This window comes from Klebsiella sp. F11 (assembly GCF_056712265.1).
The window spans coordinates 3,284,703-3,299,148 of sequence record NZ_CM160060.1; the positions used below are offsets into that span (position 1 = coordinate 3,284,703).

14 protein-coding genes are annotated in these 14,446 nt (G+C 60.4%); 11 read left to right on the forward strand and 3 right to left on the reverse strand.

All coding sequences use genetic code 11. The features are described from left to right. Nucleotides 1–214: 214 nt before the first annotated feature. The gene (locus AC1M2H_RS16265) at nt 215–859 is read right to left on the reverse strand and encodes a TenA family protein (protein WP_480148132.1); all 645 of its coding nucleotides are present in this window, start codon (nt 857–859) and stop codon (nt 215–217) included. Next, nucleotides 859–1,704 carry a BtpA family protein gene (locus tag AC1M2H_RS16270; protein ID WP_480148133.1) on the reverse strand — a complete coding sequence of 282 codons (846 nt, stop codon included), beginning with the start codon at nt 1,702–1,704 and terminating at the stop codon, nt 859–861. The genes AC1M2H_RS16265 and AC1M2H_RS16270 overlap by 1 nt, the downstream gene beginning before the upstream one ends. A gap of 26 nt (nt 1,705–1,730) precedes the next feature. Between AC1M2H_RS16270 and AC1M2H_RS16275 the strand changes: the two genes are divergently transcribed. Continuing rightward, nucleotides 1,731–2,600 carry a PfkB family carbohydrate kinase gene (locus AC1M2H_RS16275; RefSeq protein WP_480148134.1) on the forward strand — a complete coding sequence of 290 codons (870 nt, stop codon included), beginning with the start codon at nt 1,731–1,733 and terminating at the stop codon, nt 2,598–2,600. Between the two features lie 3 nt (nt 2,601–2,603). Here AC1M2H_RS16275 and AC1M2H_RS16280 read toward each other — a convergent pair whose 3' ends face one another. Then, on the reverse strand, nt 2,604–3,557 hold the full coding sequence (locus AC1M2H_RS16280; RefSeq protein ID WP_480148135.1) for an ABC transporter substrate-binding protein: 954 nt from the start codon (nt 3,555–3,557) through the stop codon (nt 2,604–2,606). 342 nt (nt 3,558–3,899) lie between these two features. Here AC1M2H_RS16280 and AC1M2H_RS16285 point away from each other — a divergent pair, with 342 nt between their 5' ends. The 10 genes from AC1M2H_RS16285 (at nt 3,900) to AC1M2H_RS16330 (ending at nt 14,446) form a co-directional block, all read left to right on the forward strand. Next, a complete protein-coding gene (locus AC1M2H_RS16285) occupies nt 3,900–4,922 on the forward strand; it encodes a LacI family DNA-binding transcriptional regulator (protein ID WP_480148136.1) in 1,023 nt (340 codons plus the stop codon). Between the two features lie 381 nt (nt 4,923–5,303). Then, entirely contained in the window at nt 5,304–6,050 is a 747-nt protein-coding gene (locus AC1M2H_RS16290; RefSeq protein ID WP_480151965.1) for an ATP-binding cassette domain-containing protein, read from the forward strand. Between the two features lie 18 nt (nt 6,051–6,068). Further along, entirely contained in the window at nt 6,069–7,070 is a 1,002-nt protein-coding gene (locus tag AC1M2H_RS16295; protein ID WP_426815034.1) for an ABC transporter permease, read from the forward strand. A gap of 3 nt (nt 7,071–7,073) precedes the next feature. Continuing rightward, on the forward strand, nt 7,074–8,153 hold the full coding sequence (locus tag AC1M2H_RS16300) for a phosphotriesterase family protein (RefSeq protein WP_480148137.1): 1,080 nt from the start codon (nt 7,074–7,076) through the stop codon (nt 8,151–8,153). A gap of 15 nt (nt 8,154–8,168) precedes the next feature. Then, nucleotides 8,169–8,924, forward strand: a complete 756-nt coding sequence (locus AC1M2H_RS16305; protein WP_480148138.1) for a glutamine amidotransferase — start codon at nt 8,169–8,171, stop codon at nt 8,922–8,924. Further along, the gene (locus AC1M2H_RS16310; RefSeq protein WP_480148139.1) at nt 8,924–10,039 is read left to right on the forward strand and encodes a M20 family metallopeptidase; all 1,116 of its coding nucleotides are present in this window, start codon (nt 8,924–8,926) and stop codon (nt 10,037–10,039) included. Before AC1M2H_RS16305 ends, AC1M2H_RS16310 begins: the two co-directional genes overlap by 1 nt. Nucleotides 10,040–10,128: 89 nt before the next feature. Continuing rightward, entirely contained in the window at nt 10,129–11,028 is a 900-nt protein-coding gene (locus tag AC1M2H_RS16315) for a LysR family transcriptional regulator (RefSeq protein WP_480148140.1), read from the forward strand. Nucleotides 11,029–11,134: 106 nt separating this feature from the next. Beyond that, complete coding sequence (locus tag AC1M2H_RS16320) at nt 11,135–11,902, forward strand: enoyl-CoA hydratase/isomerase family protein (protein ID WP_480148141.1); 768 nt, start codon at nt 11,135–11,137, stop codon at nt 11,900–11,902. 84 nt (nt 11,903–11,986) lie between these two features. Continuing rightward, on the forward strand, nt 11,987–13,117 hold the full coding sequence (locus tag AC1M2H_RS16325) for an alkene reductase (protein ID WP_480148142.1): 1,131 nt from the start codon (nt 11,987–11,989) through the stop codon (nt 13,115–13,117). Nucleotides 13,118–13,330: 213 nt separating this feature from the next. Then, complete coding sequence (locus AC1M2H_RS16330; protein WP_480148143.1) at nt 13,331–14,446, forward strand: 1-propanol dehydrogenase PduQ; 1,116 nt, start codon at nt 13,331–13,333, stop codon at nt 14,444–14,446.

Consider the following 14,446-nt stretch of genomic DNA (forward strand, 5'->3'; position numbering starts at 1 on the left):
TGACACCTGCGGTTGGAGTGAAAATGAGCGGAAGCTATTATCTTAAAACAGTCATGAAAAATTATCGGCGTTGATTGTGCTGAATGAGATAAAAGAGCGACGCCTGCACGATGAGGGCATAGTCTGCAGGCCAACGGAGCGGTATGCTGCCGGGTCTGTTTGTCGGTAGAGTGACGGGGCGCCGCTGCGGGCCGCCCCGTGCGTATCGCTGCGGTTACGCTTCGTACGCCGCGCTATGGAAATCGATTTCCCACTGCAGCACCTCGCCGTACAGCGCCGACAGCGCCTGCTTTTCGCCTTCACTCAGCGCCATCGCGCAGCGGTCCAGCTCCTCCTTTAGCCAGCGGGCCTGGCGGTAAAACTCCTCTTCCGCATGCATTTCGACCCAGCGCCGCAGGTCCGCGTCGCTCTGGCTACGCTCGCTCACCCGCCGGCACCAGTGGTAGTACATCCACTCCGCGCCGAACATCAGGGTGATAATCTGCGCATAGTTCCCCTCCCGGGCGATATGCAGCATGCCGTCGCGAAAGCGCCGCACCCCGGGAAGGTCGTCCGGATAATCGGCAGGATTAACCCGCCGCTCGGCCAGTACCTGCTCAAACCAGGCGATCTGCGTGTCCACCAGCGCGTTCAGCACGCCGATCAGCCAGCGCTGCTGGCGAATATCCGGCGCCTTGCTGACGCCGAGGGCAAAAATGGCGATCGCCGTGGCGACAAAATTCCCCTCAAAGACCAGATAGCGGTTAAATACCGTCTCCGGCAGGCGGTCCTGCTCAATATCCACCACAAAGCGGTGCTGCTGCATCGCCTGCCATACCTGCTGATGTTCACGCAGCAGGCGCTCGCTAAACGCTTCCATCACGCCTCCTCCAGCGCGGCCTGGGCGACCGCCATAAAGTGCTTAACCCGCGCCAGATCGACATCGTTCCACCAGACGCCGTCCACTTTCATGGTGCTGGCGACGATCACCCCCTGGGTGCGTCCGAGGATCTGGCAGACGTTGGTCGGGGTTACGCCGGACCCCACCAGCAGCGGCAGCGCGGTGGCGGCGCGGATCTCATCGATCTCCTCGAGGGTGGCGCTGTCGCCGGTGCGCTGGCCGGTAGCGATCACCGCGTCGGCCTCGAAGAAGTCCACGTCGCGGGTCAGCTCCTGAATCGAACGGTCGGCGACGATGGCGTGGCTGCCGTGCTTCACGTGGCTATCGGCAAAGACGCGAATATGCTCCGCGCGCAGCTGGCTACGATAGCGCAGCGCCTTCGCCGCCGCCCCTTCAATAAACCCCTCGTTGGCGATATAGGCATTGGCCCACTGGTTTACGCGGACGAAATCGGCCCCACCGGCGAGCGCGGTAGCCAGCGCGGGAATCGCGGCGTTGGCCAGCACGTTAATACCCAGCGGCACGCCAAAACGCTCGCGAACCTTTTCGGTAATCACCGCCATCAGCGCCGAGGTTTCAGGACCAATATCCTCCGGTTTGGCAAAGGGAATATCGCCGTGGTTTTCAATAATCAGACCGTGAACGCCGCCCGAAATATAATTTTCAGCATCCCTAAGCGCCCGCTCAATAATACCACTTACTGATTTACCACGATATTTAGGCGTACCCGGAAAGGGGTCACAGTGAATGACACCGATGACCGCTTTGTGACGTGAAAAAATATCTTGTATTGCGCTGGGTTTTTCTGCTGATATAGAAGTCATGTTATCCATCCTGTTAAGGGAATACTATGCGTGTTTACGTTATCGGTAATATTACCGTAGATGAAACGTGGGCCATTTCGGATATACCGAAAAAAGGCGCCTCGATTCATGGCATTAAAGTTTCGCAGGATCTCGGCGGAAAAGGCGCGAACCAGGCGATTATATTATCCCGCTGCGGCATAGATACATGCTTAATTGCGGCCACGGGAAATGACAGCAATGGAGCCTGGATACGCCAGCAGCTAATAAATGAACCATTGACGCTGCTACCCGTCGGGAATTGCAACCAACATAGCGACACCTCAATTATCTTAAATAGCGCCGATGGCGATAATGCAATTATTACCACTACCGCCGCCGCCGATACCTTTAGCCTCGATGATATTCTTCCGCATCTGGCCGAGAGCGCCGCAGGCGATATTCTGCTGCAGCAGGGTAATTTCTCGCTGGAAAAGACCCGCGCCCTGTTCCAGTTCGCCAAAGCGCGCGGGATGACCACGGTATTTAATCCTTCCCCGGTCAATCCTGATTTTTCCCTCCTGTGGCCGCTTATCGATATCGCGGTAGTCAATGAGTCAGAGGCAGAGCAGCTGCAGCCTGATGGCGTACCAGTCCTGGTCATTACCCAGGGCGCCGCCGGCGCCTGGCTAGTGAGCGCAGGCCAGCGCCGCTTCTCTCCCGCCGCCGCCGTCGAGGCGCTTGATACCACCGGCGCCGGCGACACCTTTCTCGCCGTTATGCTGGCCTCCGCGCTGCGGCGCGGCGTAGCGCCGGACGGCCTGGCGCTGGCCCATGCCAGCCGCGCTGCCGCCATCACCGTGAGCCGTCGGGGTACCTTTAGCGCCTTTCCCGACGGCCGCGAGCTCGCCGCCCTGTTAGCGACGGGCGATGCCTGAAGATTACTTAAACAGCGAACGGTAGCTATCAACGTTCGCTTTGGTCACCACCGTAGCCGGAACCAGAATGGATTTCGGCACGGTTTTACCCGAAGTAATCGCATTCAGCGCCCTCAGGGCCTCCGCCCCCATCTGCTCAGGATCCTGCTGCAGCACGGCGGTAACGTAGCCGCCGTCGATGCCCGAAATCGCCTTCGCCGTCAGATCCCAGCCGAAGACTTTAATATCCTTCTGCCGCCCCTGGTTCTCCACCGCGGCAATGGCGCCGAGCAGCGCGGGTTCGCCGGTGGCGTAGATCGCCGTCAGATCCGGGTTGCCGGTAATCAGGTTCTCCGCCGCGGTCATCGCTTTATCCTGCACGTTCTGCCCGTCGACAACGTTGGCAACGGTAATTTTCGGGTTACTCTTCAGGGTCTCTTCGAAGCCTTTCTGCCGCTGGTTCTGAATCGCCGAGTTCAGCGCGCCGACGATACCCAGTCGCGCCTGGCCGCCCATCTCTTTCTGCACGTAATCGACGAAGTATTTACCAATAATTCTGCCCCCTTCGATATTATCCACGCCGACCTGGGCCGCCTGAGGACCCGCCGGTAATACCGCATCAATAGCAATCACCGGAATATTCGCGGCGGCGGCTTCTTTCACCGCGGGCATGATTCCGTTAACATCGATGGCGGCAACCATGATGCCTTTAACGCCTTGCTGAATATAGTTTTCAATCGCGTCATTCTGCGCAACGGGATTATCGTTGGAGTTGAAAATCACTAAATCCTTACCGCTCGCCTTAGCCGCATCCTGCGCGCCTTTATTCATCAGATTAAAAAATAGCGCCTGCTGATTAATTTGCACTAACGCATAGGTGGGATTGGCGGCACTGGCGGCAGAAATAAAGCTCAGCGATGCCAGCAGAGACGTTGCCACAGCAATAAAACGCAGTTTTCCGGGGTTAAATAACATCATCAGTATCCTCGTCGGGAATAGTTGATAGCCAGCAGAGTTCCGCGCCGCAATGCGAACGCAGAAGGATTATTTTTTGGCGGGCAAATATCGCGTATGGCCGGGACGATCGAAGATCGTTCGGCTAATCCCTGCTTGACTCATTCCGGCAACCGGTCCGTTGCGGTGCGCGACTGGAATGTTTTAAGCGGATTTGGGAATGACTTCCCGGATGATGCGGTAAACTGCCTATACAATTCTCCGCCGATTAAATTTTGTCAAGCACTTATTTAGCGCCGCCGCCGGCGGAAAAATTGCTGTATTGACCGCGCTTAACTATGTTACAGATAGCCGACTCTGGCAGAAATGGCGCAGGAAATGAGTATAAAACGCGTATTGTTATCCGATGTGGCAAAGCTGGCGGGACTGTCGAAGGCCACCTTATCCCGCTATATGAACAACAATATTGTGCTGCCGCAGGAAACCATCGACCGCATTGAAACGGCGATCCGCGAGCTGGACTATCGCGGCAACAGCCTGGCGCGCCGCCTGAGCAAAGGCGGGAGCGAAACCCTCGGCCTGGTTCTTCCCGATATTACCAACCCCTTCTTCGCCGAACTGGCCGACGCCGCTGAGGAGGCCGCCTCGGCCAGCGGCTACAGCCTGGTGCTGTGCATCACCCGCAACAACCCGGAAAAAGAGTCCCAGTTCATTCGCTGGCTGGACACCTGCCAGGTTGACGGCCTGCTGTTCACCACCAACCGCCCCGACAACGGCCTGCTGCGAAAAGAGGTTCAGCGTCACGAGCGCATCGTGTTGCTCGATGAGGATATTCCCGGCAGTACGGTGCCGAAGGTCTTTGCCGATAACGTCCAGGGCGGACGGATCGCGACGGAGAAGCTGATCGCCGCCGGGCATCGCCATATCGCCTTCATCGGCGGGCCGGACAAGCTGATGAGCGTGCGTGAACGCTACCAGGGATTCTGCACCGCGATGGAGCAGGCCGGCCTGAGCTGGCCCGCCGAGTGGGTCATGTACGGCGACTACCAGCGCGAGTTCGGCCAGCAGGCGCTTAAGCGCCTCTTCAGCCAGCCGCTGCGCCCCACCGCCGTCTTTGCCGCCAGCGACTATCTGGTGCTTGGCCTGCTCGACGGACTGCGCGCCTGCGGACTGCAGGCGCCAGAGGCGTTGTCGCTGGTCGGCTTCGATGACGCTAACTATGCCGACTTTACCCAGCCGCGTATCTCCACCGTCCGCCAGCCCGCGCGGGAGCTGGGCCGCACCGCGGTGAGCATTATGCTGCGCCTGCTGAATAACGAGAAAGATATCCCGGCGGAAACCCGCCTGCCGGTGGAATGGATCGGCCGCGATTCGATTAAGATTTGTTAAGCGCGTCCCAAAATGGCGCAAAAGCGCCCAGTTTTGGCGCAAAAAACGCTCACCTCAAAATTCGTTGATTATAATTAGTAAACCGGTTTACCTATAAGCCGCAAATAAATTCTATCTGTTACATAGGGTTAAGTGATGGGGCTGCTGTGTTTTTTCTGCCCTGGCACGGATGCTGCAATGTTCTTACTGGCGAACAAATATCTTAAATAGCGTTTGACCTGACCGTGTTTGTGAAAGCTCCACTCCGCAGGTAAACCGGTTTACAAGGGCGTAAACCGTGTTGGATGGAGTCTTTCAACCGCAATGGCAAACATTTTCCCGGCAATAGCGATGGGAGCGAATCGGATGCAGCAGCCACAAACTACCCCGCCACGGGTAGAGATGATCAATATCACCAAGACCTACGGGTCAATACGCTCCCTGCGCGGCGTAAACCTGGAGCTGGCTCCGGGCGAAGTGCTGGGCCTGGTGGGCGATAACGGCGCGGGAAAATCAACCCTGACCAAAGTGCTGTCCGGGGCGGTGATCCCCACCGGCGGCACTATCCGCATCGACGGCGAACAGCAGCAGTTTACCAATCCGGCGGACTCGCGCCGCTGCCATATCGAGATGGTCTATCAGGACCTGTCGCTGTGCGATACCGTCGACGTCGCGGGCAACCTGTTTATGGGCCGCGAGCCGATGAAATCGGTGCTCGGCATCCCCTTCCTCGACGAGGCCAAAATGCACGCCGACGCGCGGGAGATGCTCAAGGGGCTGGGTATTTCCATTCCAGATACCCGCCTGCTGGTCCGCAATCTCTCCGGCGGCCAGCGCCAGGCCATTGCCATCGCCCGCGCGGCGGCTTTTGACCCCAAGGTGCTGATTATGGATGAGCCCACCGCCGCGCTCGCCGTGGCGGAAGTCGAGGCGGTTCTGGAGCTTATTCGTCGCGTTTCCGCGCGCGGCGTCAGCGTCATTCTGATCACCCACCGTCTGCAGGATCTCTTCCTGGTCTGCGATCGGATCATGGTGATGTATGAAGGCACCAACGTCGCCGATCGACGGGTGGCCGACACCAGCCTGAGCGATATCGTTAACCTGATCGTGGGCGAAAAATTCACCGCTCGCTCTGCGGCAGCACACTGAGGTAACAGGATGAGTATCATGAACTTAAGCAGCTCCCGCATGATCCAGCATTCACTGCCGCGCCGCCTGCTGCATAACCACTCTGGCGTGGTCAGCATTGCGCTGTTTTTCGTCTTCTGCTGCGTGGTGTTTTCGCTCATCACCGGCAACTTCCTCACCGGCACCAACTGGCTGAACATCATCCGCCAGAGCGCCCCGCTGCTGATCGTGGCGACCGCGATGACCCTGGTGATCACCACCGGCGGTATCGACCTGTCGGTGGGTTCCACCCTCGCGCTGGTGGGCGCGCTCTCGGCCATCGCCCTCAACAGCTGGGGCTTACCGTGGCCGGTGGTGCTGCTCGGCGGTCTGCTGCTCGGCGGATTAGTCGGCGCCATCAACGGCTTCTTTATAGCCTATGAAGGCATTCCGGCGTTTATCGTCACCCTCGCCACCCTCGCCGTGGTCCGCGGCATCGCGCTGCTGGTGACCCAGGGCTACTCGATCCCCGTCCCCGCCGACAGCCTGTTTACCTTTATCGGGCGCGCCTGGGTGCTGGGGATCCCGATGCCGGCGCTGATCGGCATTATGATCCTGGTTATCGGGCATATCGTGCTGAATCATATGCGCTTTGGCCGCTACGTGACGGCTATCGGCGCCAACGCCGAGGGCGCGCGGCGCAGCGGGATTAACACCAAAGCGGTGACCATGCGGGTGTACATCATCAGCGGCATGGCCGCCGCGCTGGCCGGCATGATTATTACCGCCCGCCTCGGCAGCGGCTCCTCCAACCAGGGGGAAGGCTTCGAGCTGCAGGTGATTGCCGCCGTGGTCCTCGGCAGCACCAGCCTGTTTGGCGGCTTCGGCACCATTATCGGCACGCTGCTCGGCGCGCTGTCGATTGCGGTGATTCAGAACGGGCTGATCCTGTCGCATATCTCGCCGTTCTATACCCAGATCGCCACCGGCACCATTATCCTGCTGGCGATCTGGCTCAACACCCGCATTCTTAACCCCACGCGCTCAGCGGCAAAAGGATAGCTCATGAAAGGATCAATTTTTCGCCACCCCACGCCGCTGCCGGTCGGCGTCAGCAGCGGCTACGTAATGACGGTGCTCGGCCCGCTGCCGGCCAGCGAGATGGGCGTCACGCTGATGCATGAGCATATCCTGCTGGATGCCTCCGGCAAGTGGGTACCGCCCTGCTGCTGCAGCGATCGCCATCTTGCCGAAATGCCGGTGAAGATAGAAAACCTCGGAGAACTGTCGCTGAACCCGCTGATCAGCCGCGATAACTGCCAGCTGTTTGACGTCGACGTGGCGATCGAAGAGCTGATGAAATATCGCGCCCTGGGCGGGGAAACGGTGGTCGACCCGACCAATATCGGCATCGGCCGCGATCCGCAAGCGCTGGCGCGCATCGCGCGTCTGACCGGGCTGAATATTATTATGGGCACCGGCTTCTATCTCGAGCCGTCGCACCCCGAGTGGGTGAAGAGCAGCAGCGTCGAACGGCTGACCGAGCGGCTGATCTACGACCTCGGCGGCGCGGAGGAGAAGCCGGAGATTGTCGCCGGGCTGATCGGCGAGATCGGCATCTCCAGCCGCTTTACCGCGGATGAGGAGAAGTCCCTGCGCGCCGCGGGCCGGGCCAGCGCCGCGACCGGGGTGCCGATCGAGGTCCACCTGCCGGGCTGGGAGCGGCTGGGCCATCGGGTGCTGGATATCCTCGAACAGGAAGGCGCCGATCTGCGCCATACGGTGCTGTGCCATATGAATCCCAGCTTTGCCGATAAACGCTATCAACGCGAGCTGGCCCAGCGCGGGGCGTTCCTCGAATACGACATGATCGGCATGAGCTACTACTACGCCGACGAGTCGGCGCAGTCCCCCTCCGACGAGGAGAACGCCCGCGCCATTCGGGAGCTGATTGACGACGGCTACATCCAGCAGATTTTGCTGTCGCAGGACGTGTTCCTGAAGACCATGCTCACCCGCTACGGCGGTCACGGATACGGCTACATACTCAAGCATTTTGTTCCGCGCCTGCGGCGCCACGGCGTCAGCGGCGAACAACTTGAAACCCTGATGATTGACAATCCCCGGCGGGTATTTGGCGGATAAAAAAGGAACGTCATAATGAAGAAGAAAGTTTTACTGGTCGGTGAATCCTGGACCAGCACCGCAACGCACGTTAAAGGCTTCGATCAGTTTGCTACCGCCACCTGGCACACCGGCGCGACGGATTTCCTCGCCGCGCTGGCCGACAGCAGCTATGCCATCACCTATATGCCGGCCCACGCGGCGGCGACCGAGTTCCCGCTGACCCTGGAGGAGCTGCAGGAGTGGGATGCGATTATCCTCTCGGACATTGGCGCCAACACGCTGCTGCTGCACCCTGACACCTGGCTGAAAAGCCGCCGCACCGCCAACCGCCTGACGCTGCTGCACGACTACGTGGCCGCTGGCGGCGCGCTGATGATGATCGGCGGTTACTACAGTTTCCAGGGAATCAACGGCGGCGCGCGCTATCGCCACACCGCGGTGGAGAAAGTTCTGCCGGTGCGCTGCCTCGCGTGGGACGATCGTATTGAAACCCCGGAAGGCTGCTATGCCGAAGTCACCGAATCCCACGCCCTGTTTAACGATATTCCCGGCGAGTGGCCGTGGCTGCTGGGCTATAACGAGGTGGAAATGCACCCGGAAGGCAGGCTGCTGGCGACCGTGGCCGGCACCGGGCACCCGCTGCTGGCGGTGCGCGAATATCAGCGGGGCCGTTCGCTGGTGTGGACCAGCGATATGTCCGCCCACTGGCTGCCCGACGAGTTTGCGCAATGGCCCGGCTATCGCCAGCTGTGGATTAACTGCCTCGACTGGCTGACGGAACGCGGCTGATGGCGACCACCACCCTCGAACTGGCCCGGCAGCTGCTGGGCTTTAACACCATCAATCCGCCGGGAAATGAAGCCGACTGCATGCGCTTTCTTGCCGACTGGCTATGCGATAGCGGCTTTGAGGTGTCGCTGTCGTCGTTCGGCGAGGGGCGCTGCAATCTGCTTGCCCGACTGCCGGGGGCGACGGCGGGCAAGCCGCTGGCCTTTACCGGCCATCTGGATACCGTGCCGCTCGGCAACGCGCGCTGGCGCTACGATCCCTTCGGCTCGCAGGTTGAAAACGGGCGGCTCTACGGGCGAGGATCGAGCGATATGAAGGCGGCGGTGGCGGCATTTGCCGTCGCCTGCGTCCAGCGGCGGGAGCAGATCCTCGCCGGGCGCGGCGCGGTGCTGCTGATCACCGGCGGGGAGGAAACCGGCTGCGACGGCGCGCGGGCGCTGATCGAATCCGGCACGCTGCCGGAGATCGGCGCGCTGATCGTCGGCGAACCCACCGCCAACTACCCGGTTATCGGCCATAAAGGGGCGCTGTGGCTGCGCGCGGAAAACCGGGGCAAAACCGCCCACGGGGCGATGCCGGAGCTGGGGATTAACGCTATCTATCTGGCGGCGGATGCGCTGGGTAAGATCCGCCATTTTTCGCCGGGCGCGCCGCATCCGCTGATGAAGCAGCCCACGCTCAACGTCGGGCGCATTGAGGGCGGGCTCAATATTAACTCCGTGCCGGACCGTGCGTGCTTTGATGTGGATATCCGCAGCGCGCCCAATTTGCAGCACGCCACCATTCGACAGCGGCTGAGCGCGCTGCTTGGCGAGAGCGTAACGCTCACCACCCTGGTCGATCTGCCGGCGGTGCTGAGCGAAGAGAAGCACGCGTGGATAGCGCAGATTTATCAGCGCTGCCGGCCGCTGCACGACGGGCCGCTGGAGCCGCGGGTGGTGCCCTACTTCACCGACGCCTCCCTGCTGCTGCCCGCCCTCGGTAGTCCGCCCTGCATTATTCTCGGCCCCGGCGAACCGTCGATGGCCCACCAGACCGACGAGTACTGCCTGCTTAGCCGGCTGGAGGAGGCCGAGCGGCTGTACGGGGAGATTATCGGCGACTGGATGGCGTAACCCGGCCACCCCGAGCAGCAGAGCGGCTGGCGCGTATAAGGAATGCCGGATATGCTTCTGAGCTAGCCGCTATTCTTCAGGGGAATGAAATGGATCGCTTTCAGGCAATGGCAACCTATATACGCGTGGTGGATACGGGCTCCTTTTCCGCCGCCGCCAGGCAACTCAACGTCGGTCAATCCGCGGTATCCAAAATCATTGCCCGGCTGGAGTCACGGTTGCAAACCCGTTTACTGACCCGCTCGACCCACGGCCTGACCCCAACCGAGGCCGGGCAGCGATTTTACGAACGCGCGCGGGCTGCCCTGCAGGAAGCCGACGAAGCCGAGCTGGCCGCCAGAGGCGCCGGGAAAGGGCTGACCGGGAAGCTGCGCATTTCCGCCGCAACGACCTTCGCCCGGCTGCATATATTCCCCCATCTCCCGCGCTTTCTTGAGGAGCATCCGCAGCTGGAGATCGATATCATTCTTGATGACCGGGTGATCGATCTGATTGCCGAAGGCATCGACGTCTCGCTGCGTATGGGGGTTTTGCCCGACTCGGGCGTCGTGGCGCGCAGGCTCGCCACCAGCCCCCGCTCGGTTATCGCGACGCCGGATTATCTGGCAGCAAGGGGGGAGCCTACAACGCCGGGCGAACTCGCCGAACACGAGGCGATCCTGTACGATCCGCAGCCCACCCTCTGGTCCTTCACCCGCCGGGACGAAGTCGCCTCCGCCTCGGTGAGTGGGCGCGTTCGCGTCAGCGCCGCTGAAGGACAGCGCGCCGCCGTGCTCAACCATATGGGGCTGTGCGTTGCCTCCGACTGGATGTTTGCCGAGGAGTTAAAAAATGGCGCGGTCCGCAGGGTGCTGACCTCGTGGCAGCTGCCATCCATCGATCTGTGGGCCGTTTTCCCGAACGGCCGGCTGGCGAGCGCCAAGGCGCGGCAGTTCGCCGGCTTTGTCGAAACCGTTATGGCAGAAAAGCAGGCCCGGGCCATGCCATAAAGGAATAGCCGTTATCTGTTTTTGAGGCGATCCCATTTTATAAGGAATGGAATAAGGTTGTTGCACCGCCGGCCGCTGCGGGCTGTCCACAACAAGGATCGCCGCCATGTCAACGTTTGAAACTTACCGTAACGCCTTCTCCAACGCCCGCCTGACCCGTAAACCCAACGGCGTGCTGGAAGTTAAATTCCACACCGCCGGTGAAAAACTGCTGTTTGATGGCCACACGCACGAACAGTTCGTTGAGTTATTCCACGCCATCGGCGAAGACCGCGAAAACCGCGCGGTGATACTGACCGGATCGGGCGATGCCTTTATAGACGCGATCGCCCCGGAAGGATTCGATTTCTTCAGCCCCCTCGGTTTTGACAAAATTCTGCGCGAAGGCCGCAAGGTGCTCAGCAATATTCTGGATATCGAGGTTCCCATGATTTCAGCGCTGAACGGCCCGGTCCTGCTGCACAGCGAATATGTCCTTCTGACCGATATCGTGCTGGCCACGCCAGAGACGGTTTTCCAGGACAAACCGCATTTCGAATTCGGAATTGTGCCCGGCGACGGCGTACATATTTTGTGGCCGGAAGCGATAGGTTCGATCCGCGGTCGTTACTTCCTCCTCACCCGCCAGGTGCTTGATGCGGAAACGGCGAAGGACTGGGGCGTGATTAACGAAATTATTCCCGCGGAGAAACTCCTCCTCCGCGCCCATGAAATTGCCGACGGTATCGCCGCGCTCCCGCCGCTGACCTCACGCTATACCCGCATGGCGCTGACTCAACGCCTGAAACGCCTGCTGGAAGAAGGTATTGGCTACGGGCTGGCGCTCGAAGGGATAAGCGCGGCGCAGGTCGCCCACGCCGCGGCGCGCTCGTAAGCCCGTCGGGCATCCGCTGCAGACGCCGAATCCGTTGAATTGATTAATGCGGTGGCAAGGCGCTCCGGGCCACCGCGGGGAAAGATGATGAAAACGTTACTGTCACCGATTACAGCAGGAAAACTGCGTCTGGATCACCGCGTCGTCATGGCGCCCACCACGCGAATGAGGGCCGCTCAGGGCGGCGTGCCCGGCGACCTGATGATTGAGTATTACCGCCAGCGGGCGAGTCAGGGAGGGCTGCTTATCGCTGAAGCCACGGCGATCTCCCCGTTTGCTAACGCCTATGAGGATGCGCCGGGCATCTTTACCGACGAGCAGCAGGCGGGATGGCGGCGCCTGGTTGACGCCGTGCACGCGCGCGGCGGCCAAATCGTGCTTCAGCTCTGGCACCCGGGCCGCCAGTCGCTGCCTGAGCTCTCATCGGGGCGTCAGCCCATCGCTCCGTCGGCGCTCGTCGCCAGAGAGACCTATGGCGTCGTCAAAAACGAACGCGGCGCCTATGAGGGCAGGCTTTTTCCCGCTCCGCGCGCGCTGGAAGCGGATGAGATTGGGGAACTCATGGCCGAATTACGCCTGGCCGCCATTCGGGCCAAAGAGGCCGGCTTCGATGGCGTCGAGCTCCATGCGGCCAACGGCTATTTGCCCGAACAGTTTCTTTTGGACGGCAGTAATAAACGCACCGACCGCTATGGCGGCACGCTGGAAAACCGGGCGCGCTTTCTGCTTGAGTCGGTTGCGGTCCTGATGGAGGTCTGGGGCCGGGGACGCGTCGCCGTGCGTATTTCCCCCAGCGGTATCTATGGCGATATGAACGACAGCGATCCGGCAGCAACCTTCCGCTATCTGGTTGAACGGCTGAACCGCTTTGAGCTGGCCTATCTGCACGTTATTGAACCCCGCGTCGTGGGGCCGGAAGATCGGGGCGCAGGCTATTATGCGGAGCCGGTAGCCAGCCGCAATTTGCGCGCCTTCTATCAGGGAACGCTCATCGCGGCGGGCGGTTTTACGCCCGAGGATGCGGAAGAAACGCTGCAGAAGGGCGAGGCCGATCTGATCGCCTTTGGCCGCCTTTTTACCTCCAATCCCGACCTGCCGGCGCGGATCCGTCACGCCGCTCCTCTTGCCGCCTACAAACGTGAAGCCTTCTTTGGGGGCGACGAGCGCGGCTATAGTGATTTTCCCGCGTATACGCCCCGGACCCCGATCGTTTAAACAGACCCGCCTCGTCGCCGACGAGGCTTTTTCTGCCCGACTCTCCCCGCGCTGTATTTTTTTGTCCGTAGCCTGACACAACAGCAACATAATCCTGTCTGTGCGCAACCGCGGCTAGCCTCTTCTTTTGGCGCCTGTGACACCATCCAATCTCTTTTCACGCCCGGCGTTCGCATGTCGGCACTTAGCATTCAGGAATAAGGTAGTCGAGAGATGGCGAGCTATTATTTTTCTATTCCGAAAGTCTATTTTGGCGAGAATGCCATTCAGGCATTGCGCCAGTTAGATCATAAAAAGGTGGGGATTGTTACTGACAGTTTTATGGCGACTTCAGGTAAAACTCGCTATCTGATTAGTGAAATGCCGCAGGCCTCGGTGTCTATTTTCAGCGACGTCAAGCCCGATCCCAGCGTTGAGATCCTGCGCGCCGGCGCGGCCCAGTTTAAAGCCTTCAAGCCGGACGTCATTATTGCCCTGGGCGGCGGCTCATCGCTCGATGCCGCCAAGGGGATCAAAGCCACGCTGGAGGAGTATTTCCCCGGCCATGCGATCGCCCTTATTGCCATTCCCACCACCAGCGGGTCCGGCTCCGAAGTCACCTCCTATGCCATTATTTCCGATCCGCAAAATGGCCGAAAATATCCGCTGATTGCCGAGGCGCTGGTTCCCGATTACGCCATCCTGGATCCGCAGCTGGTGCTGTCGGTTCCCCGCCAGGTCGCCGTCGATACCGGCATGGATGTACTGACGCACGCGATTGAAGCGCTGGTCTCCTCGGGCGCCAACGACTTTAGCGATGCCCTGGCGGAAAAAGCGATTGCGCTCACCTGGCAATACCTGCCCGACGTTTTCCGGGACGAGAAAGACATTCAGGCCCGCACGCATATGCACAATGCCTCGTGCATGGCCGGAATGGCCTTTAACTCCGCGGGGCTGGGGCTGGTGCACGGCATGGCGCACGCCATCGGCGGCATGCTGCACATACCGCATGGCAAAATTAACGCCATGCTGCTGCCCCTCGTGATTGCCTGGAATGCTCGCTACGCCCCGCACGCGCTACCGCGCTATCTGAAGTGTGCCGCCATCATGGGGATTGATACCGGCGCGCCGGAACAAACCCTGAACGCGCTGATAAACCGTCTCAGAGAGATTAATCGCCATTTTGGCATTCCCGCTACGCTACGCGAGCTGGGTATCGATCTCACCGGTTTCGAATCCTTACGCCAGGCGCTCATTCGCGCCGCGTTAGCCGATGGCTGCACCGCGTCAAATCCAGCTCAGCCTGGCGCCGCCGACGTGGATCGGCTGCTGACGCAAATTGCCGGGTAA

What these genes read in the sequence shown, in the direction of transcription:
- AC1M2H_RS16320 (WP_480148141.1), top strand. Translation starts at nt 11,135, where the DNA reads ATGTCAACGTTTGAAACTTACCGTAACGCCTTCTCCAACGCCCGCCTG.
- AC1M2H_RS16265 (WP_480148132.1), bottom strand. Translation starts at nt 859, where the DNA reads ATGGAAGCGTTTAGCGAGCGCCTGCTGCGTGAACATCAGCAGGTATGG.
- AC1M2H_RS16295 (WP_426815034.1), top strand. Translation starts at nt 6,069, where the DNA reads ATGAACTTAAGCAGCTCCCGCATGATCCAGCATTCACTGCCGCGCCGC.
- AC1M2H_RS16310 (WP_480148139.1), top strand. Translation starts at nt 8,924, where the DNA reads ATGGCGACCACCACCCTCGAACTGGCCCGGCAGCTGCTGGGCTTTAAC.
- AC1M2H_RS16305 (WP_480148138.1), top strand. Translation starts at nt 8,169, where the DNA reads ATGAAGAAGAAAGTTTTACTGGTCGGTGAATCCTGGACCAGCACCGCA.
- AC1M2H_RS16275 (WP_480148134.1), top strand. Translation starts at nt 1,731, where the DNA reads ATGCGTGTTTACGTTATCGGTAATATTACCGTAGATGAAACGTGGGCC.
- AC1M2H_RS16325 (WP_480148142.1), top strand. Translation starts at nt 11,987, where the DNA reads ATGATGAAAACGTTACTGTCACCGATTACAGCAGGAAAACTGCGTCTG.
- AC1M2H_RS16315 (WP_480148140.1), top strand. Translation starts at nt 10,129, where the DNA reads ATGGATCGCTTTCAGGCAATGGCAACCTATATACGCGTGGTGGATACG.
- AC1M2H_RS16280 (WP_480148135.1), bottom strand. Translation starts at nt 3,557, where the DNA reads ATGATGTTATTTAACCCCGGAAAACTGCGTTTTATTGCTGTGGCAACG.
- AC1M2H_RS16300 (WP_480148137.1), top strand. Translation starts at nt 7,074, where the DNA reads ATGAAAGGATCAATTTTTCGCCACCCCACGCCGCTGCCGGTCGGCGTC.
- AC1M2H_RS16285 (WP_480148136.1), top strand. Translation starts at nt 3,900, where the DNA reads ATGGCGCAGGAAATGAGTATAAAACGCGTATTGTTATCCGATGTGGCA.
- AC1M2H_RS16330 (WP_480148143.1), top strand. Translation starts at nt 13,331, where the DNA reads ATGGCGAGCTATTATTTTTCTATTCCGAAAGTCTATTTTGGCGAGAAT.
- AC1M2H_RS16290 (WP_480151965.1), top strand. Translation starts at nt 5,304, where the DNA reads ATGATCAATATCACCAAGACCTACGGGTCAATACGCTCCCTGCGCGGC.
- AC1M2H_RS16270 (WP_480148133.1), bottom strand. Translation starts at nt 1,704, where the DNA reads ATGACTTCTATATCAGCAGAAAAACCCAGCGCAATACAAGATATTTTT.